This is a genomic window from Aureibaculum algae, from assembly GCF_006065315.1.
In the GTDB taxonomy this organism is placed as follows: Bacteria; Bacteroidota; Bacteroidia; order Flavobacteriales; family Flavobacteriaceae; genus Aureibaculum; species Aureibaculum algae.
In genome coordinates this window covers 3,347,334-3,370,683 of record NZ_CP040749.1, presented here as the reverse complement: position 1 = coordinate 3,370,683, position 23,350 = coordinate 3,347,334, and the positions used below count along the sequence as shown (strand labels likewise).

At 31.1% G+C, this 23,350-nt stretch carries 28 protein-coding genes; 12 read left to right on the top strand and 16 right to left on the bottom strand.

Annotated features, from left to right (window positions below):
- The first annotated feature begins 2 nt into the window (after positions 1-2).
- Positions 3-1,244, top strand: coding sequence for an ABC transporter permease (locus tag FF125_RS14135; RefSeq protein ID WP_138952557.1), 1,242 nt, complete (start codon positions 3-5; stop codon positions 1,242-1,244).
- Between the two features lie 89 nt (positions 1,245-1,333).
- Positions 1,334-2,446 (top strand): efflux RND transporter periplasmic adaptor subunit, encoded by a 1,113-nt coding sequence (locus FF125_RS14130; protein ID WP_138950372.1) that lies wholly within the window; start codon positions 1,334-1,336, stop codon positions 2,444-2,446.
- Between the two features lie 259 nt (positions 2,447-2,705).
- On the opposite strand, the gene FF125_RS14125 is transcribed toward FF125_RS14130, so the two are convergent.
- On the bottom strand, positions 2,706-3,593 hold the full coding sequence (locus FF125_RS14125) for a 3-hydroxyacyl-CoA dehydrogenase family protein (RefSeq protein ID WP_138950371.1): 888 nt from the start codon (positions 3,591-3,593) through the stop codon (positions 2,706-2,708).
- Positions 3,594-3,692: 99 nt separating this feature from the next.
- Positions 3,693-4,652, bottom strand: coding sequence for a Gfo/Idh/MocA family oxidoreductase (locus tag FF125_RS14120; RefSeq protein WP_138950370.1), 960 nt, complete (start codon positions 4,650-4,652; stop codon positions 3,693-3,695).
- Between the two features lie 53 nt (positions 4,653-4,705).
- On the opposite strand from FF125_RS14120, the gene FF125_RS14115 reads away from it, so the two are divergent.
- Positions 4,706-5,383, top strand: coding sequence for a protein-L-isoaspartate(D-aspartate) O-methyltransferase (locus FF125_RS14115; protein WP_250629591.1), 678 nt, complete (start codon positions 4,706-4,708; stop codon positions 5,381-5,383).
- Between the two features lie 51 nt (positions 5,384-5,434).
- Here FF125_RS14115 and FF125_RS14110 read toward each other — a convergent pair whose 3' ends face one another.
- The gene (locus FF125_RS14110) at positions 5,435-7,066 is read right to left on the bottom strand and encodes a DUF4139 domain-containing protein (RefSeq protein ID WP_138950369.1); all 1,632 of its coding nucleotides are present in this window, start codon (positions 7,064-7,066) and stop codon (positions 5,435-5,437) included.
- A 132-nt stretch (positions 7,067-7,198) separates the two neighbouring features.
- Positions 7,199-8,056: a carboxylating nicotinate-nucleotide diphosphorylase gene (nadC, locus tag FF125_RS14105; RefSeq protein WP_138950368.1), complete on the bottom strand. Its 858-nt coding sequence runs from the start codon at positions 8,054-8,056 to the stop codon at positions 7,199-7,201.
- A 153-nt stretch (positions 8,057-8,209) separates the two neighbouring features.
- Between nadC and rlmH the strand changes: the two genes are divergently transcribed.
- Complete coding sequence (rlmH, locus tag FF125_RS14100; RefSeq protein WP_138950367.1) at positions 8,210-8,683, top strand: 23S rRNA (pseudouridine(1915)-N(3))-methyltransferase RlmH; 474 nt, start codon at positions 8,210-8,212, stop codon at positions 8,681-8,683.
- A 104-nt stretch (positions 8,684-8,787) separates the two neighbouring features.
- Here rlmH and mgrA read toward each other — a convergent pair whose 3' ends face one another.
- Both mgrA and FF125_RS14090 read right to left on the bottom strand, forming a co-directional pair.
- Positions 8,788-9,813, bottom strand: coding sequence for an L-glyceraldehyde 3-phosphate reductase (gene mgrA, locus FF125_RS14095; RefSeq protein WP_138950366.1), 1,026 nt, complete (start codon positions 9,811-9,813; stop codon positions 8,788-8,790).
- Positions 9,803-10,804, bottom strand: a complete 1,002-nt coding sequence (locus FF125_RS14090) for an adenosine deaminase (protein ID WP_175418933.1) — start codon at positions 10,802-10,804, stop codon at positions 9,803-9,805. Before FF125_RS14090 ends, mgrA begins: the two co-directional genes overlap by 11 nt.
- Before the next feature lie 132 nt (positions 10,805-10,936).
- Here FF125_RS14090 and FF125_RS14085 point away from each other — a divergent pair, with 132 nt between their 5' ends.
- From FF125_RS14085 to FF125_RS14070, 4 genes are all read left to right on the top strand, one after another.
- Complete coding sequence (locus FF125_RS14085) at positions 10,937-11,392, top strand: peroxiredoxin (RefSeq protein ID WP_138950364.1); 456 nt, start codon at positions 10,937-10,939, stop codon at positions 11,390-11,392.
- Positions 11,393-11,394: 2 nt separating this feature from the next.
- The gene (locus tag FF125_RS14080) at positions 11,395-12,375 is read left to right on the top strand and encodes a type I phosphomannose isomerase catalytic subunit (protein WP_138950363.1); all 981 of its coding nucleotides are present in this window, start codon (positions 11,395-11,397) and stop codon (positions 12,373-12,375) included.
- Positions 12,376-12,441: 66 nt separating this feature from the next.
- Complete coding sequence (locus tag FF125_RS14075) at positions 12,442-12,711, top strand: hypothetical protein (protein WP_138950362.1); 270 nt, start codon at positions 12,442-12,444, stop codon at positions 12,709-12,711.
- A gap of 145 nt (positions 12,712-12,856) precedes the next feature.
- Positions 12,857-13,060, top strand: coding sequence for a hypothetical protein (locus FF125_RS14070; protein WP_117883462.1), 204 nt, complete (start codon positions 12,857-12,859; stop codon positions 13,058-13,060).
- A 12-nt stretch (positions 13,061-13,072) separates the two neighbouring features.
- On the opposite strand, the gene FF125_RS14065 is transcribed toward FF125_RS14070, so the two are convergent.
- Positions 13,073-14,011 (bottom strand): LysR family transcriptional regulator, encoded by a 939-nt coding sequence (locus FF125_RS14065; RefSeq protein WP_138950361.1) that lies wholly within the window; start codon positions 14,009-14,011, stop codon positions 13,073-13,075.
- 236 nt (positions 14,012-14,247) lie between these two features.
- Between FF125_RS14065 and FF125_RS14060 the strand changes: the two genes are divergently transcribed.
- On the top strand, positions 14,248-14,718 hold the full coding sequence (locus FF125_RS14060; RefSeq protein WP_138950360.1) for a Dps family protein: 471 nt from the start codon (positions 14,248-14,250) through the stop codon (positions 14,716-14,718).
- Positions 14,719-14,787: 69 nt separating this feature from the next.
- Here the strand turns inward: FF125_RS14060 and FF125_RS14055 are convergent, their stop codons facing one another.
- Positions 14,788-15,597 carry a lysophospholipid acyltransferase family protein gene (locus FF125_RS14055; protein WP_138950359.1) on the bottom strand — a complete coding sequence of 270 codons (810 nt, stop codon included), beginning with the start codon at positions 15,595-15,597 and terminating at the stop codon, positions 14,788-14,790.
- A 46-nt stretch (positions 15,598-15,643) separates the two neighbouring features.
- Positions 15,644-16,279: an NUDIX hydrolase gene (locus FF125_RS14050; protein WP_138950358.1), complete on the bottom strand. Its 636-nt coding sequence runs from the start codon at positions 16,277-16,279 to the stop codon at positions 15,644-15,646.
- Between the two features lie 97 nt (positions 16,280-16,376).
- On the opposite strand from FF125_RS14050, the gene bshA reads away from it, so the two are divergent.
- Genes bshA through FF125_RS14035 form a run of 3 tightly spaced genes read left to right on the top strand, consistent with a single transcriptional unit; the run spans position 16,377 to position 18,455 of the window.
- On the top strand, positions 16,377-17,510 hold the full coding sequence (gene bshA / locus FF125_RS14045) for an N-acetyl-alpha-D-glucosaminyl L-malate synthase BshA (protein WP_138950357.1): 1,134 nt from the start codon (positions 16,377-16,379) through the stop codon (positions 17,508-17,510).
- A 58-nt stretch (positions 17,511-17,568) separates the two neighbouring features.
- The gene (locus tag FF125_RS14040) at positions 17,569-17,811 is read left to right on the top strand and encodes a hypothetical protein (protein WP_138950356.1); all 243 of its coding nucleotides are present in this window, start codon (positions 17,569-17,571) and stop codon (positions 17,809-17,811) included.
- A gap of 5 nt (positions 17,812-17,816) precedes the next feature.
- Complete coding sequence (locus tag FF125_RS14035; RefSeq protein ID WP_175418932.1) at positions 17,817-18,455, top strand: HAD family hydrolase; 639 nt, start codon at positions 17,817-17,819, stop codon at positions 18,453-18,455.
- A 126-nt stretch (positions 18,456-18,581) separates the two neighbouring features.
- On the opposite strand, the gene FF125_RS14030 is transcribed toward FF125_RS14035, so the two are convergent.
- The 7 genes from FF125_RS14030 to FF125_RS14000 all read right to left on the bottom strand — a co-directional run bounded on the left by FF125_RS14030 (position 18,582) and on the right by FF125_RS14000 (position 23,239).
- Positions 18,582-19,310, bottom strand: a complete 729-nt coding sequence (locus FF125_RS14030; protein WP_138950354.1) for an FAD-binding oxidoreductase — start codon at positions 19,308-19,310, stop codon at positions 18,582-18,584.
- Between the two features lie 7 nt (positions 19,311-19,317).
- On the bottom strand, positions 19,318-20,178 hold the full coding sequence (locus tag FF125_RS14025; RefSeq protein WP_138950353.1) for an SDR family oxidoreductase: 861 nt from the start codon (positions 20,176-20,178) through the stop codon (positions 19,318-19,320).
- Positions 20,179-20,195: 17 nt separating this feature from the next.
- A complete protein-coding gene (locus FF125_RS14020; RefSeq protein WP_138950352.1) occupies positions 20,196-20,834 on the bottom strand; it encodes a ferric reductase-like transmembrane domain-containing protein in 639 nt (212 codons plus the stop codon).
- Positions 20,821-21,033, bottom strand: coding sequence for a hypothetical protein (locus FF125_RS14015; protein ID WP_138950351.1), 213 nt, complete (start codon positions 21,031-21,033; stop codon positions 20,821-20,823). Before FF125_RS14015 ends, FF125_RS14020 begins: the two co-directional genes overlap by 14 nt.
- Before the next feature lie 4 nt (positions 21,034-21,037).
- Positions 21,038-21,667 (bottom strand): O-methyltransferase, encoded by a 630-nt coding sequence (locus FF125_RS14010; protein WP_138950350.1) that lies wholly within the window; start codon positions 21,665-21,667, stop codon positions 21,038-21,040.
- 160 nt (positions 21,668-21,827) lie between these two features.
- Positions 21,828-22,277 carry a MoaF-related domain-containing protein gene (locus FF125_RS14005; protein WP_138950349.1) on the bottom strand — a complete coding sequence of 150 codons (450 nt, stop codon included), beginning with the start codon at positions 22,275-22,277 and terminating at the stop codon, positions 21,828-21,830.
- A gap of 98 nt (positions 22,278-22,375) precedes the next feature.
- Entirely contained in the window at positions 22,376-23,239 is an 864-nt protein-coding gene (locus FF125_RS14000) for a helix-turn-helix domain-containing protein (RefSeq protein WP_138950348.1), read from the bottom strand.
- Between the last annotated feature and the right edge of the window lie 111 nt (positions 23,240-23,350).

The window sequence follows — 23,350 nt, the reverse complement described above, 5'->3', positions numbered from 1 at the left end:
TGATAAAGTTTTTATTTGATAGAGATACTTGGCAGGAAATTTATAGTAGCATCCGTAAAAATAAATTACGTACGGGTATTACTATAATAGGGGTAATGTGGGGTATTTTTTTACTCGTAGTATTGCTTGGTGCTGCAAGAGGAGTAGGCAATAAATTCGATACCATTTTTGGTGATTTTGCTACCAATAGTGTATTTATCTGGGGCCAACAATCAAGTATGCCTTTTAAAGGATTTCAGGAAGGGAAGCAAATACGACTCAAACGTGCCGATGTTGGTAAAATTGAATCAGAAATAAAAGGAATCGAATACATTTTACCAAGAAATATTACAAATAGTTTGGTGGTTAATGAAACAAAAACTCTGACAACAGGAGTCTTTGGAGATTATCCCTTGTTAGATTTGTTACAAAAAAAGCACATGGTTTTTGGTCGCTTTATTAATGAAAATGATATCATAAACAAGAAAAAAGTTTGTGTTATAGAAAACGAAACTTATAAACAGTTATTTGATAAAGGTATAAACCCTTTGGGAACTTATCTTACAATTAATGATATTAGTTATCAAATTGTCGGTTTGTATAAAAACCAAATGCGGATGGGTGGGCCTCAAGGAGGAATTCACATCCCTTTCACTACATTTCAACAGGTTTATAATCAGGCAGATAATATTGGTTGGTTAATGGTTACAGCGAGTGAAGGATTTGATATCAGACAAATGGAAGAGGATATTAAATTGATGTTAAGGAACATTCATAGTGTTCATCCAGAAGACGAAAGGGCATTTGGTAGTTTTAATATGGGAGACCAAATATCTAAAGTAACTGGGTTTTTAACTGGTATGCAATTTCTAACTTGGTTTGTTGGTATAGCAACCTTAATTGCAGGTGTTTTTGCTATTGGTAATATTTTATTGATCACGGTTAAAGAACGGACCAATGAAATTGGTATTAGAAGAGCTCTAGGAGCAAAACCAGCAGAAATTAGAAGACAAATTATATTAGAATCTATTTTTTTAACAACAATCGCAGGTGTATTAGGTATTATTTTTGGCGGATTAATTTTAATGATCATTAATGCCATGGTTGGACAAGGAGACGAAGCAACTTTGGTCAATCCTACGGTTGATATTCCCGTAATACTAATCGCTTTTACAACCTTAGTCGTCTTAGGTACATTAATTGGGTTAATTCCTGCTCAACGAGCGGTCAGTATTCGACCAATTGAAGCATTGAGAGAGGAGTAAAACTAGTAGACAGTGCTCATTAGCAACAAAAAAATAATAAAGAATAACAATAAGAGAATAAAAATCAATCAACTGAAAATAAATTTAAAATGAAGAAAAAAATCATATTTGGTATCATCGCAGTAGCATTTGTGGCAGTTTTAATATGGTTCGGTAAAATGAATAGTAAGCCGGCTGTGGATTATGAAACTGAAAAACCTTTTAAAGCAACTATAGAAAGAAAAGCTGTAGCTACGGGTAAAGTAGTGCCTGTAGAGGAAGTAGAGATAAAACCTCAAATTTCAGGAATTATTGATAAAATATTTGTTGAAGAAGGGGCTAAAATTAAAAAAGGTGATCTTATAGCAACAGTTAGGGTAGTGCCTAATGAGCAGTCGTTAAGTAATGCTAGAGGACGTATTGGAAGCATCCAAATTCAATTGAATAATGCGAAGATTTCCTATGACAGAAATAAAGGTTTATTTGATAAAGGTGTAATTTCTCGTGCAGATTTTGAAAATATTGAATTGGCTTACAGTCAAGCGAAACAAGATTTACAAAATGCTCAAAATGATTATCAAATCATCAAAAAGGGTTCTGCTGGTTCAGGAGGAACGGCCAATACAAATATTAGAGCTACAACTTCTGGTATGATATTAGAAATTCCTGTTAAAGAAGGGTATCAAGTTATTGAAACCAACAATTTTAATGCAGGTACTACTATCGCTTTTATCGCTGATATGAACAAGATGATCTTTGAAGGTCAAGTTGATGAAGCTCAAGTTGGTAAACTTAAGGAAGATTCTGATATTGAAGTAGTCTTAGGAGCTATTGATAAAAAGAAGTTTCCTGCTAAGTTGACTTTTATTGCTCCTAAAGGAACAGAGGAGAATGGTGCGGTACAGTTTAAAATTAAAGCAGATGTTTCTTTAGATGATGATTATTTTGTAAGAGCTGGATATAGTGCCAATGCTGATATCGTTTTGGAGAAGAAAGACAGTGTGTTGTCAATAAAGGAAGCTTTATTACAATTTGATAGAAAAACAGAAAAACCATATGTTGAAGTGAAAACTGGTGATGATACATATGAGAGAAAAGATATAGAGATTGGTATATCAGATGGAATAAATGTTGAAATAATAAGTGGAGTCACTAAAGATGACGCTATTAAAGTCTGGAATAAAGTTTCAAAAAAACTAGATGATGATAATGAAAATAACTAATTGAGCTGAGCTTTCTTTTAAGGTTAAAACCTAAAAGGAGAGGTTAGTTCATTGCTAACTCAAATAGTATTAGTTAACGGGACCTCCATTTTTTATGAAATGGAGGTTTTTTTATTAGATACAAAAGAGTAAACAATAACTTTTAAAATTTATAGTCAAAAGATGTTTCCTTGAGCGGAGTTGAAAGGTTTTTGCCATTAAATAAAGCAAAATATCTACTCTGCTCGACCTGACAATAGTTTAAAATAATTAATTGAGATTACGAAAACTGATTTGCAATTTTTTCAGCCTTTCTACTTTCAGAATAATCATAGAATCCTTCACCTGATTTTACGCCTAATTTGCCCGCGGTAACCATATTTACCAATAAAGGACACGGAGCATATTTTGGGTTTCCAAAGCCGTCTTGAAGTACTTTAAGAATTGATAGACAAACATCTAAACCAATAAAATCAGCTAATTGTAAGGGCCCCATTGGATGAGCCATTCCTAACTTCATTACGGTATCAATTTCATAAACACCAGCTACACCTTCGTAAAGAGAATAGATGGCCTCATTTAACATGGGCATTAAAATACGATTGGCAATGAACCCAGGATAATCATTAACTTCCACGGGAACTTTATTTAGCTTTTCAGAAAGAGCCATAATCGTTTTGGTTACTTCATCAGAAGTTGAGTACCCTCGAATAACTTCAATCAATTTCATGATTGGAACAGGATTCATAAAGTGCATACCAATTACTTTATCGGGTCTGTTAGTGACAGACGCTATTTTAGTAATGGAAATAGATGAGGTATTTGTTGCCAATATCGTTTCTGCATTACAATGGGCATCTAATTCTTTAAAAATATTCAATTTTAAATCGACATTTTCAGTTGCGGCTTCAATAACTAAATCGCAATGATGAACGCCTTCTTTTAATGAAGTAAATGTTTTAATATTCGCTAAGGTTTGCAGTTTGTCTTCATTGCTGATTTTCTCCTTGGCCAACATTCTATCCAAATTTCTAGTAACTGTTGCGATACCCTTATCAAGAGAATTTTGGGAGATATCAACTAAATGTACTTGATAACCAAATTGAGCAAAGGTATGTGCAATACCGTTACCCATAGTTCCGGCTCCAATAACAGCTATATTTTTCATAGAAAATTGTTTAATTTTTGATTTTTTTTAAGGTGTAACTCGATGTTTTTCAAAATTACATGTACTGTGAAAGCGTACTTTATTTAAAAGTATATTAAATTAAAAACTATCGATGATCATTTGTGCCACACGTAATGCTTTTGCTCCTTGTCCTAAACTTACAACAGGTCTGGTATCGTTACAAATAGCTTGTGCAAAGGTTTCTAATTCATCTAAAATAGCGTTGTTAGGTTCAACATCGGGATTTTCAAAATAAATCTGTTTTTTAACACCTTCAGCATTTTGAAGAATCATAGCAAATTCATCGGGGTTTTCAGGAACATCTTTCATTCGAACCACTTCGCTTTTCTTTTCCAAAAAATCGACAGAAATATAGGCGTCTTTTTGAAAAAATCGTGCTTTACGCATATTTTTTAAGGAAATTCTACTTGCCGTCAAATTGGCAACACATCCGTTTTCAAATTCAATTCGAGCATTCGCAATATCTGGTGTTTCACTAATAACTGAAACTCCACTTGCATATACATTTTTAACTTCTGAGTCCACCACACTTAATATAATATCAATATCATGGATCATTAAATCTAAAACAACAGGAACATCCGTTCCGCGTGGATTAAATTCAGCTAAACGATGTGCTTCAATAAACATTGGATTGTTAATCGAATCCTTTACCGCCGTAAACGCAGGATTAAAACGCTCTACATGTCCAACTTGCCCTTTAACATGATATTTACTTGCCAAGGTTCTAATGGCTTCCGCTTCTTGAACGGAATGTGTTATGGGTTTTTCAATAAAGATATGCTTACCTTTAGTAATCGCTTCTTCTGCACAATTAAAATGTGAAAGTGTAGGGGTAACAATATCAATTACTTCAACCACATCAATCAATTCTGTTACTGTAGGGAAAAATTTATATCCAAATTCTTCAGAAACTTTTTTTGCATTTTCTATGTCAGCATCGTAAAACCCGACCAAATCATATTCTTTTGATTCTTGTAATAATTTTAAATGAATTTTACCAAGATGCCCAGCACCTAACACACCAACTTTAAGCATAAATTAAGATTTTAAACAAAGGTAGTAAATAACACTTTTTTAATTGTTTTTTTATGAGAATATTTATTTACTTTGGTAAAATTATGAGGCAAGACAACCCCAAACACAAAGGACTTCGTAACCAGTTAGTTAAAACGGTTAAAAGTAAAGGCATAAAAGATAAAAATGTGCTTGACGCGATATCAAAAATCCCGAGACATTTATTTATGGATTCTGGATTTATTGATTTTGCTTATCAAGATAAAGCATTTCCTATAGCAGCTGATCAAACCATTTCACAACCTTATACTGTTGCATTTCAAACGGAACTGTTGCAAATAGAGCCAAAAGACAAAGTGTTAGAGATAGGTACAGGTTCTGGTTATCAAACTGCCGTTTTGGTAGATTTAAAAGCTGAAGTATACAGTATCGAACGTCAAAAAGAACTGTTTGAAAAAACTAAGAAGTTCTTACCTAAAGTTGGTTATGTTGCTAAAAAGCTGAAATATGGTGATGGGTATAAAGGTTGGCCTGAATTTGCTCCTTTTGATAAGATTATCGTTACCGCCGGTGCTCCTTTTGTGCCGAAACCACTATTAAGTCAATTAAAAATAGGAGGTAGGTTAGTTATTCCAGTTGGTGATGATGTACAAGTTATGACGCTCTTTATTCGGAATAGCGAAAAGGAATTTGAGAAACACGAGTTTGGAGATTTTAGGTTTGTACCTATGTTGAAGGAGAGTGCAAAATAAAGTCCAACCCTAATTCTTGAGAAAGTTAGAGATGGACTCTTTTTGATATTTTTATTTAATACCGGTTACAGTTTCTTTCTTAGGATATTTTACGGAATAATTTAGCTTAACCGTTTTTGACGCTCCGGGATTTAAGGTTAGCTTCCATAACAATTTTCCAATTTCAGCGTCAAATTCAGCATTGCTTTTTTCTAAAAGTTCAACTTCAATACTTTTATTTCTAGATACGGGGATTTGATCTAGAATTTCGATATCTATTTTGATGTTCTTTTTGTTTTTCACAGTAATTTCATAGCCAAAAGTTTCTTTTTTATTACTACCAACAAATTTAGAAGAAGTGTATTCTTGTAAAGACTCTCTGCTTACATTAATATTGTTATCTCTTCCTAATGAGAGAAATAATTCTTCTGAAGTAACATTAGTATTTATGTAAGATTTACCTACATAGGCACCTTCAAAAAATAGATTTGCCGCACCAGAAACAAGATTGTATTTTCCCCAATTACTAATTTTGGCTAGTAAATAAACTCCTTTATCTTTTTTAGGAACGGTATGATAAACATACTCCGTGTCTAGTTCATAAGATTCTAGAGGTAAAATTTGTTCTTTACCATCACTTTTAATAGTTTGTTTGTTTTGAATTTTAAATTCTGTACTTAATTGATTTTCATCCACTTGCGTGTTGTAATTGTAGCCGTCATCAAATTTTTCTTCTATTCTTTTTGAACTTGACTTTGACAACATATTCATTTGCCCCTCTATTGGTGAAGCAACTATTTCTTCTAGATTATCACTTTCATCATACATGATTGGTGGTGCAGGTACATAAACACTTGCGTACAAGGGACTTAATATTGGTCTATCGTTGTTTTGTACTGGGTTTCCAGTAGATATGGTAAGATCAGCATCTTTCCAGTCAATGTTTGTGCTTTGAAATACATTGGCTTTGTATTTTAATTGGACATTGTTTTCAATTCCGTTTGAACGTAAATCGTATAAGGGAGTCCAACCTGCATTACTTACGATATAAGTAAATTTTATTTTTGTGTTGGTCGCTTTTTTAGAAGTAAGTTGTAGTACAATATTACCAGTAGGGCTGCTGCTACTTGCACTATTTAGTTCATTTAACTGGTTTTGTGTTTGTGTATATTCTTTGTTTATAACTAACTCTTGTTTCGTTAATTTAATTAATTCTTTTTTTATTTCTAATTGTTTCTCTTTATATGAATTCACAAGGTTTATTACTTGCGTTGGTGTAAACGATGCATTGCCTCCACCTAAATCTTTATTGGCACCCAAAATTTCTTCCATTCCCTTATAAATGGCTCTTTGGTCGTTAATCCATAAAAGTTCATCTCTTTTCGTTTCTAGCGTTATTTTAAGTTGTTCAATTTCTGGATTATCTTTTTTCTCAATCAAATAATTTCGTTGGTATTTGGCTGAGAGTAAGGTTACATCATTTCCATTAGTTAATTGAACTTGTAAGCTATTCGGGTTTATGTAGGGAGAAATATTGGTTAAAACAATTTCTTGATTTCCTGAATGTAAATTGGCTGAGGTTTCTCTTTGAATTTCAGCATTTTTCTTAAATACTTTTACTGTATTAATTTTTGAACTAACTAGCGTTTGCGAAAAGGTAGTTAAACTCGCTAGCATAAATAGTGTGATAAAAATATGTCTCATAGTGCTTTTTTTTACAAATTTAAGTGCTAAAAATGTAGTGATTAATTGAGGTTTCGTGAATGTGCCTTTTGGTTGAGTAAACTACCTCAATGACTTTGTAAAGAGGATTTAATAAATCTGATTGCCATTAATTTATATAGCCTTCAAGCTTAAATCCATATTATAAACGGAGTGGGTAAGTGCACCAGAAGAAATATAATCTACGCCGCAGTCTGCATAATTACGTAAGGTGTTTTCATTAATACCACCAGAAGATTCGGTTAAGCATTTATCGCCAATTAAGGCAACTGCTTTACGTGTATCATCGTAATTAAAATTATCAATTAAAATACGATACACAGCATCGGATTGTAGTATCTCTTCAATTTCTTGGAGATTTCTAGCTTCTACAATGATTTTTAAGTCACGGTTAGTATCATTTAAATACTGTATGGTTTTATTGATAGCTTTGGTAATTCCACCAGCAAAATCAATATGATTGTCTTTAAGCATAATCATATCATATAAGGCAAATCTATGATTTTCACCACCACCTATTTTAACAGCCCATTTTTCAAGAGCTCTAATACCTGGTGTCGTTTTTCTAGTATCTAAAATCTTAGTTTTTGTACCTTCCAATAAATCTGCAAATGATTTTGTTTTTGTTGCAATAGCACTCATACGTTGCATTGCATTTAGAACTAAGCGTTCCGCTTTTAATATGGATTGCGAACTGCCTTCTACATAAAATACGATATCACCATACTTTACATGACTGCCATCTTCAATTAACGTTTCTACTTTTAAATTTGAATCTACATGGTTAAAAACCATTTTAGCAAATTCGACACCAGCAATAACACCTTCATCTTTTACTAGTAATTTTGCCTTTCCTTTAGCACTGAATGGAATACAAGCTAATGAGCTATGGTCGCCATCGCCAACATCTTCTCTAATGGCATTTTTTATAATAAGGTCTAATTCTGTATTAAATTGTTGTTCGGTTATCATATTCAAATTTTTGTGAGGTAAAAATAACGATTATATTTACCTAATTAAAGTTCGGAAAGGTATTTTGATGAAAAATTGATTCACACTTCAATTTTTCTTCGATAAATTATTAAAATGTTGTTTTTTTGAACCTCCTAAATTAAGATTGATAAAATGAAAATAAAATTACTCGCCATAGGTAAAACGGATGATAAAAATTTAATAGCCTTAATTACGATGTATCAAAAGCGATTAAAGCATTATATTAATTTTGATTTAGAAATTATTCCTGATATTAAAAAGGCGAAAAATTTAACGGAAAATCAACAAAAAGAAAAGGAAGGAGAGCTAATTTTACAACAGTTATCTCCAACGGATGTATTGGTTTTATTAGATGAAAAAGGACAGGAGTTTAGATCGATACAGTTCTCAAAATTTTTACAAAAGAAAATGAATTCTGGTATCAAACAATTGGTATTGGTCATTGGTGGGCCTTACGGATTTTCAGATGCAGTCTATCAAAAAGCACAAGGAAAAATAGCCTTGTCAAAAATGACCTTTTCGCATCAAATGATTCGATTATTTGTAGTAGAACAATTGTATAGAGCGTTTACCATATTAAAGAATGAACCTTATCATCATGAATAAACTATTAAGTATCTAAATTATTGTAAAACTTAATTCCCCTCCTTTTTTTAGGAGGGGTGCCCAAACGCTATTTTAAAATTGATTAAATTATTATGGGTGTAGTATTAAGTTGCAGAAAATTTCAAAACATCTTCAATAAGTTCTAATTCTTTCTTTGAAAATGTCAAGTTTTCTAGTGCTTTTACATTTTCCTTCAATTGATCAGATGAACTAGCACCCACCAAAACAGAAGTTATACTTTGTTGAGCTAATAACCAACCGATTGCCATTTGTGAAAGTTTTTGCCCACGGTTTTTGGCTATTTCATTCAATTCTTGAATTTTATTCATATTGTCTTGAACCTGCTCTTCATTTAAATAGGTAAAGTTCTTCCCGGCTCGTGAATCTTTAGGAATACCTTTTAAATATTTATCAGTTAGCATTCCTTGAGCTAAGGGTGAAAATGCAATGCAACCCACGCCATTATCTTCCAACGTTTTTAATAAACCATCTTCTACCCAACGGTCAAATAAAGAATACCGAGCTTGATGCAATACAAAAGGAACTTTTAATTCTTTTAGAATTTTTGCCGCTTCTGCCGTTTCTTTTGGTTCATAATTTGAAATACCCACATACAATGCTTTTCCTTGTCTCACAATATCCGATAGGGCAACCATAGTTTCTTCAAGAGGAGTATCTGGATCTGGTCTGTGGTGGTAAAAAATATCGACATAATCTAAGCCCAACCTTTTTAAACTTTGGTCAATACTAGCTATTAAGTATTTGCGTGATCCTAAATTGCCATATGGGCCCGGCCACATATCATAACCTGCTTTTGTACTGATTATTAATTCGTCTCTATATTGTTTAAAATCTTTTTTAAAAAGGAGTCCAAATGTTTCTTCAGCAGAACCAAATGGAGGGCCATAATTATTGGCTAAATCGAAATGAGTAATGCCTAAGTCAAAAGCAGTACGTAAAATTTTTCTAGCATTAAACATATTGTCTACTTCACCAAAATTATGCCACAAACCCAATGAAATAGCAGGTAAAAGTAATCCGCTTTTTCCGCATCTATTATATTTCATGGCATCATATCTCTTAGAAGATGCCATATATTCCGTTATACCTGATTTGTCGTTAATTTGCATAATATTTTTCTAATTCGTTAAGATTTGTTTGCTTCTCCTTGTCACTTAATAATGAATATTGAAATGAATTTTTAGCTAATTCATATAAATCCTCTTTCGTTAAGTTTAGAGCTTTTTGAACCTCAATAAAATTCTGATTGAGTTGTCCACCAAAATAAGCAGGGTCGTCAGAATTTAGGGTTACTTTTAATCCTAATTCCATCATCTTTTTTAGAGGATGGTTTTTTAAATCACCCACTACTTGTAATGCTGTATTTGAAAGCGGACAAACTGTTAAAGCCATATCTCGTTTTATAATTTCATCAATTAAAAGTTGATCTTGTAAACAATTGTTACCATGATCTATCCTTTTAATTTTTAGTACATCAAGTGCTTCCCAAATATATTCGGGAGGACCTTCCTCTCCGGCATGAGCCAGTGGAATATATCCTTCTTTTATTGAGGCTTCAAATACCTTTTTGAATTTTGAAGGCGGATTCCCTTTTTCGGAAGAGTCTAAGCCTACAGCGGTAATTAAGTGCTTAAAAGGTAACGATTGTTCCAGCGTTTTAAATGCATCATCTTCAGATAAATGTCTCAAGTAACTCATTATTAATAATGACGAAACGTTTAGTTTTTCTTTGGCATCAATACAGGCCATTGAAATTCCATTAATAACGGTTTCAAATGCAACACCTCGTTCTGTATGGGTTTGCGGATCAAACATTATCTCAGTGTGTCTAATATTTTGTTCAGCACACTTTTGAAGATAACTATAGGTTAAATCGTAAAAATCTTGTTCAGTTATAAGAACAGATGCTCCTTGATAATAGATATCTAAAAAATCTTGTAAACAATCAAATTGATAGGCTAATTTTAATTGTGCAACCGAGTCGTATTTTAGTTTAATGTTATTACGCTCTGCTAGCGTAAATAATAATTCAGGTTCTAGAGTACCTTCAATATGCAAATGTAACTCTGCCTTGGGTAGTTTATTTATATAATTAATCATAATCAAAGTTAAAACAAATTTTAATATTTACCTTAAAATAACGATATTTGTAATATGTTAAAAAAGATTATTGTCGGCATCATTTTTATTGTATTGCTGTTGTTTGTAATCCAATACATTTATCCACAAAAAATGAAATTGAAAGTAGGAGACTCCGTTCCAACATTTACTTTAAAAGACCAAGATAATAATGACGTTAATGTTGCCAATTTTATTGGTAAAAAAGCAATGGTCATTTATTTTTATCCTAAAGACGATACGCCAGGTTGTACAAAAGAAGCCTGCAAATTTCGAGATGAGTTTGAGGCTTTTACAGATTTAAATGTAAAAGTAATTGGTATCAGTTCTGATGATGTTGAATCGCACAAAAAATTTGCTGAAAAATATCGATTGCCTTTTACGCTATTGGCCGATACTGAAAATCAAATAAGAAAGCTTTTTGGAGTGCCTAAGAGTATGTTAGGTTTAATTCCAGGGCGAGTCACGTATATAATTAATAAAAAAGGAAAAATAATTCATATTTTTAATAGTCAGTTTGGAGCTGAAAAACATATCACAGAAGCATTATTAAAACTTAAAGAAATATAAAAATGAGCATACAATATCCATTAAAATTTGAACCTATTCTAAAAGAGAGAATTTGGGGAGGTAAAAAACTACATAGTGTCCTAAATAAAGTTACTGATAAAGAAAATATAGGTGAAAGTTGGGAGTTGTCTGATGTAAAAGGAGATGTTTCTATAGTAGCTAATGGTAAATATAAAGGTAAATCTTTAGAATTTCTTATCACTGAATATAAAGACACGTTACTGGGTAAAAAAGTATATAAAAATTTTGGAAATAATTTTCCACTATTGATAAAATTTATTGACGCGAAAGAGGCATTAAGTATACAATTACATCCCAATGACGCGTTGGCAAAAAAACGTCATAATTCTTTTGGTAAAACGGAGATGTGGTATGTAATGCAAGCGGATAAAGCGGCTAATTTAATTGTGGGTTTTCAAAAAGATTCTAACAAGGAGGAGTATCTAAAACATTTAGAAAATAAGTCATTATTAGAAATTCTTAATGTCGATGAAGTTGAAAAAGGGGATGTCTATTTTATCCCTACAGGTAGAATTCATGCGATTGGTGCAGGGGTATTATTGGCAGAAATTCAACAAACTAGTGATGTTACCTATAGAATCTATGATTGGGATAGAAAGGACGATCAAGGTAATGGGAGAGAGTTACATACGGAATTGGCATTAGACGCGATAGATTATACTGCCATTGACAAGTATAAATCAGATTACACGCCAGAAGTTAATGCGAGTAAAAATATTGTTGATTGTCAGTATTTTACCACTAATATTATTGAATTAGACGGCACTATTTCAATAGATAATTCAGATAAAGACTCATTTGTTATTTATATGGCTGTAGATGGTAACGTAACCATAAGTTATAACGATGACAAAGAGATTCAATTAAATAAAGGAGAGACAATATTAATGCCGGCTTGTCTTTCTAAATATGTTCTGAAATCAGAAGAGAAATCAGAAGTTTTAGAGGTTTATATAAAATAAAATTTTAACGCAAATTCTATTGGTTTTTACCTTAAATTTGCACAAATTATAAAATTAAAGAAAGATATGGCAAGTGTAAAAAACTTAAAGAAAGATATTAATTACGTTTTATCAGATATTATTGAAGAGTGTTATGTGTGGCAAATGTTACAAGACGATCCAAAGAATGTAGATAAAGCTGAAAAAATTATTGATGAAGCTATTGCTACTTTTGATGAACTGATTGTAAAAGTAAATAATAAAGATGTAGATGATAAAAAAGCTCATTTTAAAGCCTTAAAATCGGAACTTCAAACAAAAGGAGAATCTCTTTTAGCAAAGATTGAAAAACTGTAATCTATAGTCACTAAATGTGTTGTAAATTTTAAGAAAAATTTTAACACATTGTGATAAAATAATTGCCTAACTTTATCGTTGATGAATTAGTGAATGCCATTTATTTCTATAAATATTCATTATACCAATTAAACCCATTAACGATATGGCTAGAGCAATTTTTGAATACACTAAAACGGTCTTGAAAAAGGTTAGTTTTAATGTGGAATTATTTTGTAAAGAATTAGAGAAAGCTTTAAATAGGTTATTACCCTATGAGATTGATGAATTAAAAATCTGGTTGCAAGAGTACACGGTAAATAAGCCAGAACTTTATGTTTGTATGAACATTGTCAATCCAAAAAGATAGCTCAGATTTTAGTTATCTTTTAAGTGGACTTATTATTTTAACATCATTAAAGGCAATAACACCTCTAATTATACCATCAATTACTTCTTTTAAGGCATCAATTAATTGTATTTTTAATTGTGACTTATGATAGATAATACTTATTTCTCGAGAAGGAGTAGGGTTTTTAAACGATTTTACTAATTTTTTATCATTTTCATTTAAGTCTTGGGTGTGTAAGTAGGGTAGTAGTGTCATACCCAATCCTTCTTTTGTCAATTTTATCAAAGTGTCAAAGCTCCCACTTTCTAATCTAAAATGATGCGGATCTTCTTTTTTCAAACTATTGCATAAGTTAAGAATATTGTCTTTAAAACAATGTCCGTCCTCTAGCAATAATATATCGTCAATATCCAAATCTTCAACTGATAATTCTGTTATATTAGAAAGACGATGGTTACTACCTAAAAAGCCTACAAATGGCTCGTAATACAGCGGTCGTTCTTTAATAGAAGCAATTTCTAACGGAGTGGCAGCAATCCCTGCATCTAAATGACCGTCAGATAGTTTTTTAATAATTTCTTCAGTGGTTAGCTCTTCAATAACCAAATTAATTTTAGGATATTTTTTTAAAAATGTTCTTAAAAATAAGGGGAGCAATGTTGGCATTACTGTTGGTATTATGCCCAATTTAAATTCCCCTCCTATAAATCCTTTCTGTTGATCTACAATATCAGTAATTCTATTACTTTCATTAACAATAACTTTCGCTTGTTCAATTATTTTCTCACCAATTGGGGTAAGTTCAATTGGTTTCTTTTTTCGATTAAAAATAATAACATCTAACTCATCTTCTAACTTCTGTATTTGCATACTTAAGGTTGGCTGAGTTACAAAACATTTTTCGGAAGCCAAGGTGAAGTTTTTGTGTTCTGCAACAGCAAGTACGTAGGTGAGTTGAGTAATAGTCATTTAAAATTGTATATAGGTTTTGGCTATAAAAATATAAAAACTATCAATCATTATTATAGTAATTTTTAAATAAGTTAAGATAAATTTGTATTGCGTTAAACGGGTAAGATTTTATAACGCATATTGCAACTAATAAGAACAAGTACATGTTCTTGAATATTTAAAAAGCGATTATGTAGATGTATTACCCAATCGCCTTAAATCAAAAAATAATTATAAATAAAATTTAAAATAGTATGGAAACAACAACATTAGGTTTAGATGAGAGTAAAGTAAATGAATTAGCAACAGATTTAAATGAATTGTTGGCAAACTATCAAATATATTATCAAAATTTAAGAGGTTTGCATTGGAATATTAAAGGGAAGAACTTTTTCCAATTACATGAGAAATTTGAAGAATTATACAATGATTCTCAATTGAAAATAGATGAAATTGCTGAACGAATTCTGACTTTAGAAAGTACACCTTTACACACTTTTGATGATTATACAGAACTTTCAAAAGTACCTGTAGGAAAAAATATTTCAAAAGATGTAGAAGCGGTAACGTTAGTTGTAACTTCATTAAAGCAATTGATACAGATTGAGCGTGATATATTAGAAAAATCTGGAGAAGCTGATGATGAAGGAACAAATGCCATGATGAGTGACTTTATTTCTGAACAAGAAAAAACGGTTTGGATGTTAAAAGCTTGGTTGGCATAATTTATTAGGGATTACTTAAGGTTTATGTAGTAATTAATGCTATTTAAACACTGAGTAATCTCAATAATTTTAAGAATTCCAGAATTTTCGCTTCTTATCGAGAAGAGCTTCTTGTTCTGCATATTCTTCAGGAGATAGTACTTTTAAAAATGAAGGGTGCTGTTCAATTGCATACTCTAATTTTTCTACAATATCAGCAATGGAATCATTTTCATAATCAATATCCATAGGTGGTTTTATAACCATGGATTGTAATATGTTTCGTTTTTTTAGTTGTAAACCTGTTTTGTCATAGGCTCTTCTAAAGCCGTCAATTACGATAGGTATTACAATGGGCTTTGCTTCTTTAATAATAAATGCAGTACCTCTTCTAATTGGTTTAAATGGAGTAGTGGTGCCTTGTGGAAATGTAATAACCCAACCATCATTTAGGGCTTTTTCTATATTACTTATATCAGACATTTTTACCTGACGATTTACATTTTTACCTTTGCTTCTCCAAGTACGTTCTATAGAAATTGATCCTGTATAAGCAAATATTTTTGGTAATATGCCCGATTTCATAGTTTCAAGAGCAGCAACATAGTAAATATTTAATTTTGGTTGCCAAATGTACCCTACATTCTTAATAGAATCATCTCTACCACTTAAGGAGGCGTTAAATACATGTAACATTGCAGCTACATCAGCAAAATAAGTTTGATGGTTAGATACAAATAGAACATTTCTATCGGGTAAATTTCTAAGTATTTCAGAACCCTCTATTTCTAATTTGTTAAAACCTTGATATCTCCCATGCGATATTAGCCCAAGTACTCGTATTAAGAACTTTTTTAAAAATAAGGCATTACCAAAAGGGTCCTGTTTATAAAGTTTCATTAAGATTAAAATAGGTTGTTAAACACCAAATTTACAAAAGATATTACTAATTAATACATTTAAATAAGTCTTTTATCTCACTCAAAATCATTGCAGTAGCACCCCAAACTACATAACTATTTAATTTAAAGCAGGGTACATCTATATTTTCCATATAAGATGTAGTCATATTTTTTGTACTTAAAGATTTATCATCAATTAAATCGCTCACTAAAACTTCAATTAGCGTTTCTACTTCATAATTGATAGTAAAGGTTGGTGTTTTATCCAGGTAGCCTAAAAATGGGTATACCCAAAAATTACTAGGGGGGATGTACGTCTTAGTCATTTCTCTTAAAATGATAACGTCATTTTTATCTATCCCAATTTCTTCTTCATTTTCACGCAGTGCGGTGTCTACTAAACGTTTATCATTTTTATCTTTTTTACCACCAGGTAAACTTATTTGTGCGGCATGTACTCCTTTATAATCAGACCTTAAGGTCAGTATAACTCTAGTATTGTTGTTCTCATCAGGATAGAACAAGACCAAAACGGCTGATTCTCTAGGGTTTTTATTTTTGATGTCGTTTAACGAAAAAGCTTTTCTTAATTCAGGAGCCATTTTAAATTGTGATTCCTCGCCACCTAGAGTTCGCTTTTTTAGATTGTTTATTTGTGTTAAAAACGAGTTGAAGTCCATTTAAATTTTTAGTTTTACGGAGAATTTATTCAAAATTACAATTTATTATCTTGAAAGGATTCTAAAGTTAGTTCGACTTAAAAAAAAATAATTATTTATGAAAATAGGTATCGTGTGTTATCCTACTTATGGAGGTAGTGGAGTAGTTGCAACTGAATTAGGTATAGCGTTGGCTAAAAAAGGTCATGAAGTACATTTTATTACATATAATCAGCCTGTCAGGTTAAATGCACTCTCTAATAATATTCACTTTCATGAAGTATTTGTAGAAGAATATCCACTGTTTCATTATCAACCTTATGAATTGGCACTTTCAAGTAAGTTGGTTGCTATGGTAAAGTTACATGATATTGAGCTGTTGCATGTACATTATGCAATACCTCATGCTTATGCGGCTTATATGGCAAAGCAAATGTTGAAAGCAGATGGTATTCATATTCCATTTGTAACCACGCTACATGGTACAGATATAACATTAGTAGGAAGTCATCCTAACTATAAAAATGCGGTAGAGTTCAGTATTAATAATTCTGATGCTGTAACCGTCGTTTCTGAAAGTTTAAAAAAGGATACATTAAGGTTATTTAATATAAAGAAGGATATAAAGGTAATTTATAATTTTATTGATTTTGAAAAATATGATTCTTTAGATAAAGAACCTTGTTTAAGAGGAAATCTTGCAAATGAAGACGAACGAATTATTACACATATTAGTAATTTTAGACCTGTAAAACGCATCCCTGATGTTATTGATGTGTTTTATAAAACGCAACAAAAAATTAAAGCTCAATTATTAATGGTTGGAGATGGACCTGAAAGAGATGCTGCTGAGAAAAAGTCTATGGAATTAGGGATTGCAGATCATGTTAAGTTTTTAGGTAATAGTGTAGAATTAGCAAAAATTTTATGCTTGACAGATTTATTTTTGTTACCGTCTCAAACAGAAAGTTTTGGTTTGGCGGCATTAGAGGCAATGGCGGCCAAAACACCAGTAATTTCATCTAATTCTGGTGGATTACCAGAAGTTAATATAGAAGGTAAAACAGGATTTTTAAGTGATGTTGGTGATACCGATGCAATGGCAAAAAATGCTATTTATATTTTGTCAGATGATGAGCGATTGGAAACATTTAAAAACAATGCATATCAATTTGCAAAGCGATTTACTATTGATAAAATATTACCTGAATACGAAGAGGTTTATAGAATGGTAAAAGAAGGTTGTTGTTAATAAAGAAATGAGTTTCTATAGCTATTGAAATTTAATCGAGTAAAAAATCAAAAAAACAATGAATAAACAAACCACTGCAGTTCTTTTAAACCTAGTTCTTTCTCTTTTGGTTTTTACTTTAATTTGGATGGTGATGAAGTTTGTAGTTCGTATTGAGTCTAATATTATGTTAATTGTAATTACGGCCTTTTTAACGAGAATAATTTGCCCAACGATTACATCTGTTGAAACCCGAAGTGGAGCACAAATTCAACTCAAGTCTATTTTTAGTAAGAAAGTATATTTAATCAATAAAAAATAAAAAGTTTGAATTATAAATGTGTCATTTTTGACTGTGATGGTGTTTTAGTAGATAGTGAAGCGATTTCCACGCAAGTAATGGTCGATTTACTAAAAACGGTTGATTATCATATAGACATAGAAAAGGCTATTGATTTATTTACAGGATTGGCATTGAAGGATAATTTTGCCCTTGTAGAAAAGGAATTGGGTAGAAAATTACCTGATGATTTTGAGGAGACTTATAGAGCCTTGTCTTTCGAGGCATTTCAACGTGATTTAAAACCCATAAAAGGTGTTCATACTTTATTAGATAAGCTTGCTGTTCCTTTTTGTGTAGCTTCTAGTGGTCCGATAAATAAAATAAAATTGAATTTAAAGGTAACTAAATTATCACATTATTTTAATGAAAATATTTTTAGTTGTTACCAAATTAACAGCTGGAAACCTGAACCTGATATCTTTTTACATGCAGCAAGGACGATGGGTTTTAAACCTGAAGAATGCGTGGTTATTGAAGATAGTTTACCAGGAGTAACCGCGGCTAAAGCAGGAGGTTTTGATGTATATGCTCTTGAAAACGAAAGTAATAAAACAATGTTGGCTGGGGTTGAAGTTCCTGTTGTTATGGATATGCGTGCCTTGGAGCATGTTTTAGGGCTTTAGGAATGGGGTCAGATTTAGCTTTATTAACATTGTAACCCTCTTTATTGTTTTAATACTTCTATTTGCGATAGTTTTTATTTTTAAATTGTATTTCTTTATTTAAGATTTACATCATTTTAAATGTGATTATTCTAATCCTCTCTTTTCGGGATTCCAAAAAGGTTTGGTTTTTATGCTTTTGGTTTTCCATTGAAGCTCTCTTCTAAAAAAAGAATTTAACGCAATACAAACTCTACTATCTCCAGCAATATAAGCTATCTTTTTACCGCTTAAATTAGGTACTATTTCTTTTATTTTCGTAATTATTTCACCACTTGGATTTTGAGGTAGTTCATAAATATCAAAAGGAAAGTTACCGTCAATATCAGTAAATATTTCATTTTTATGTTCGCTGTAAACGATACCAATAACTTGTTTATCTTTACCTATATGTCGATTAATCATGTATAAATGTGAAAGAGCAGAAAGATCTCCTATCATTACATAACTATCTGCGGTATCATCTGCTAGAAAATTACCTTTTTTCCATTTATAATAAATAGTATCACCAATCTGACAATTTGATATCCATTGAGAGCCAATACCATCACTATGTGTAGCAATTGCTAAATCTATAAACCCTTTATCCTTATTAATATCCCATATACTATAACTTCTTATTTTATCTTTCATAGACAGTTGTTTGTTGCCTATTCCGATACCCATTCTTAAAAAAGAACCTGGTATAAAATCTATTTTTTTAATACTATCGCTTTGAATACGGATTTTAAAAGTAGCAGTTGAAAGTTTGACTTTTTCTGTAATTACAGCTTGGTCTAAGACTACCGATTTTAATAGTTGCTCAATGACACTCATTATTGGATTAAATTTTTAAATGGTTCATATGATAGTTTTTTATCATTTCCAATGTTGATTTATGTTTTCTACCAGCTGCTTTTTCAAAATCAGAAGGAACATCATTCGCACCGTTTTTAATTCCTTCATAAATTCCAGCAATTACGGTTCCCATAAAATCTCCTAATGCTGCTTTTCTTTCAGCTAAATAAGATTCCACGGAAACTGAATTATAGACAAGACTTGTACCAAAAACTTGATTAATAGTATTAGCAAGTTCTTTTTGGGTAATAGCATTTCCAACTAAATTGTAAGTATTTCCGTTATGTTTATCTCCTAAAAGCATTTTGGTATAAGCGTATCCTAACTCTTGTCGGCTTGTGTAAGTACACTTTCCGTTTGCTGCACAATTTCTAATTTCACCTTCTTTTACATAGGTGTCTATATAGTCTAAATCAGGTTCTATATAAATACCATTTCTACCAATTACCCATTCTAATCCCGAATCTCTAATATCTTTTTCAGTTTGTCTATTTGTTTGAACAATAGGACTGAATGCGTTATTTTCTTCTGCTCCAATGATACTTGTATATACTATTTTTTTTACACCATTCGCTTTTGCGGCTTCAATTACATGTCTGTGTTGTACAATTCTTTTTTGTGGCTCATCCATTCCTGAAACTAAAAGTACAGCATCAACACCTTTTAATGCTGCATCAAAATCTTGTCTATTATTATAATCGCCTTGTCTAATTTCTACACCTAAATATTGAGCTTTTTCAGGTGTTCTGGCGATTCCAATTACTTGTTCTTTTCCAATTTCATCAATTAAGTGCTCAACAATTGAAGCTCCTAATTTTCCACTTGCTGATGTTACTGCTATTTTCATATTATTAAATTTTTATGTTATTGAATACTTAATTTATTACGCGTTTTATTTAAACGTAGCTTTATGAATTTATCTTTTACAACTGGTATTCTAATAATAAAACCTAAACCGACAATGACGGCGTATATTAACCATGTTTTATCTAATAGAACTATATGTAATAAACTCAGAGAAATGGCTACGTAAGCTAGTCGTTGTAGTTTTTTCCAATTTTTTTTGAGACGTCTCATAGATTTTTTATTAGATGTAAAGAACAAAGGGATTAGAATTAAAATTGCAATAAATCCGGCAATGTAATTTACTTGAGTAAATGTTTCTAAAAAGCCTTCTGCCACCAAAAAAATGACAAAATGAATAAAGCTCCAAACCGCAGTGGCAATACCCATAGATTGACGTACATATAGGTTGTTTATTCCAAATAAAATGAAAAATGGTGTACATGATAATACAGCAGTCATCCATCTTATTGCAAATTCACCTGAGATATGATATAACATCTCCAAGGTCGTTTTACCATCGCTAGCGGCACTCTCAATTAAAGTAATAGTTAAGCCATTAGAAAAATCAATATTAATCATGTTTATAATTATAAACAATGGTAATATTGCTATTAATGTAACTATCATCCATCCATAATTCTTTTTAAGGAAGTTCATGTTGTTTTGTTTTTTTTAATTCTTCCAATTCTTTTTCAAATTGTTCTGCTTTTGTTTTGTATTTTTCCATGGCTCTTTTTAATTGACCAATTTTTTTAAAAGCTTCTATATCTTGAACAACCTGATAGGTTGTTGTTCCACCCTTTACTTTCACTTTTGATTTACTGCCACAGGTTGGGCAATTTGCTACTTCACTCATAATTTTATTTTTTAGTAGTTATTAATGCCACTTTACCATCAAATTTTAAATCGGATTCATATTTTTTCATTTTTGATATTACCTTTAAAAACGTCTGTGATTCCTTCATGTCTGCATTATCCACATAAATTATAGTGTTTTTGTTAAAATTTGGTTCAAGCATTTGGAATAACGGTAAGTAAAGATCTTTCCATCCATCTAAGAATAACAAATCTATTGGCTCCATATAATTTTTTAAAGTTTCCATGGCGTCACCAATTCTAATTTCAATAATGCTATTTACGCCAGCAGATTTAAAATTACTAAGAGCAGTTTTTGCTTTAGAGGCTATTAATTCTGTAGTAATTATTTTACCGTTAGTTACTAGTGCACCCTGTGCGAGAAATAAAGTTGAGATACCGAATGAAGTTCCAAATTCAATAATATTTTTTAATTTATTTTCAATAATAACTTCTTTTAAAAATTCACCTTGTTTTTTTGTAATAGAAAGATATACATCTTTAAAGTCCTCAGGTTTAATTGGTCTAAATGCACTTTTAGCCAGACCTTTCATTATTTTAAACTGATCTTTTTCAGTGTCTTTAAATAAAGTATTTATGGTATTCTCTATTTGATTGAGTGGTTCAATTATCATAATTTTCTTTTTTCAATGCCTTACAAAGTTGAGGTAAATAGTTCGTTAAAATTATATCCAAATGCGATTTAAAATGGTTAATATGAAACCTTTAGTTTTCAATTTCCTATAAATTTAAAAAAGTCTTTTTCTGATCCGAAATAATTATAAAGCAATGTCATTATTCATTTTTTATTAAATGATCTATAATTCCACTTCTAAATACCGTCTTTAAAGTTCTTTCAGGCTTATTTTCATAACCTATAATAATAGAACTATGAACAACCATTTTTTCAAAGTCAAAAACAATTGTTAAATAGTCTTTTATACCTGTTTCATGCCAATTGACTAAATAAAGATTATTGCCGATTTTAAGAGAACGGTAGGGTATATTTTTATTTCCATTTCCTTTTGCTGGTCCAGAAATCCATTCATATTTGGCTTTTCCTTCTTTAAATTCCATGTGGATAGCAGTACTATTTTGATACTGAAAATTCATGGTGTATCCTTCTAAAAAATGTTCAGCTTCTCCAAAATGAAATTTATTTTCTTCGGTAGAACTGCCTTGAGCAAAACTAAGCCATACGCTAAATAATGAGAGGTACATAAATGTGATTAATTTTCTTTTCATTTTTCTTACTTTTAAAGTTCGATGCAAAGTTGGAACTTTATAGAAGAATGAGACAGGTCAATCTTAGTATAAAAATGGTAAATGTGAGCTTGAATTCCTTATAATGAAGCTCTGAATTGTTTTGGAGTGATATTATTATGTTTTTTAAAGAATTTAGTGAAATTTGTAACTTCATCAAAACCAGTTGCGTATCCTATTTCTTTTAAGCTGTTATCGGTACTTACAATGGCTCTTTTTATTTCTAGGATTACAAAACTATCTATAAAATGCTTCGCTGTATTTAGGGTAAATTGCTTTACCATTGAATTCAAGTGCTTTGCAGAAATAGATAACATATTTGCATAATCTTTTACATTTCGGGTTTTGGAGTAGTTTTTTTCTACAAGGTTTTTAAAATTAAGGAAGAGTATTTGATGGTTTTTATTTATCTTTTCAATAGGCGGTTTATGAGACAGACGTTCTAACCGCAATAAATAAATTTCAAGAATTTTTGCAACTATTTCTTTATGAGCATATGTATTTTTACTTTGAAGTTCTTTAGTGAGTTGTTCCAAAAAAAAATCATTAAACGTACTGTTTTTAACTAGTGGTTTCGATATATGATAGTTGTATAAATGTGAAATGAATTCGACTGATGATTTTGAAAAATATTTCAGAATAAAATCTTCAGTAAATATGACTAAGTAACCGTCGTACTTATAATTAGACTGAAAAGCATGTACTTGACCTTTAGCAATTTTTATTACGGAGTTTTTTTTAATGTTGTAATTCTTTAAATCAACTTCATGTTTTCCTTCGCCTTCAGTAACAATTAGCAATGCAAAAAACGAAATTCGATGAGGTTTCATCGGATTATGGTTCGGATTTTTCTCAATACGTGAAAACACTTCAGCTAAACGAAGGATCTCAATATCAGAGGCTCCTACGCTACTGTCAAATGATATGCTAGGAATAATTTTCAATTAAAATTTTTGTTTTTTATTTAAATATAGTTTAAAAATGTTTGTTGGTTTTTATAACTAATTTTAATCTAAGGTCGTTATTTTTTTTATAACAAAGCCAAGTTTCAGTAT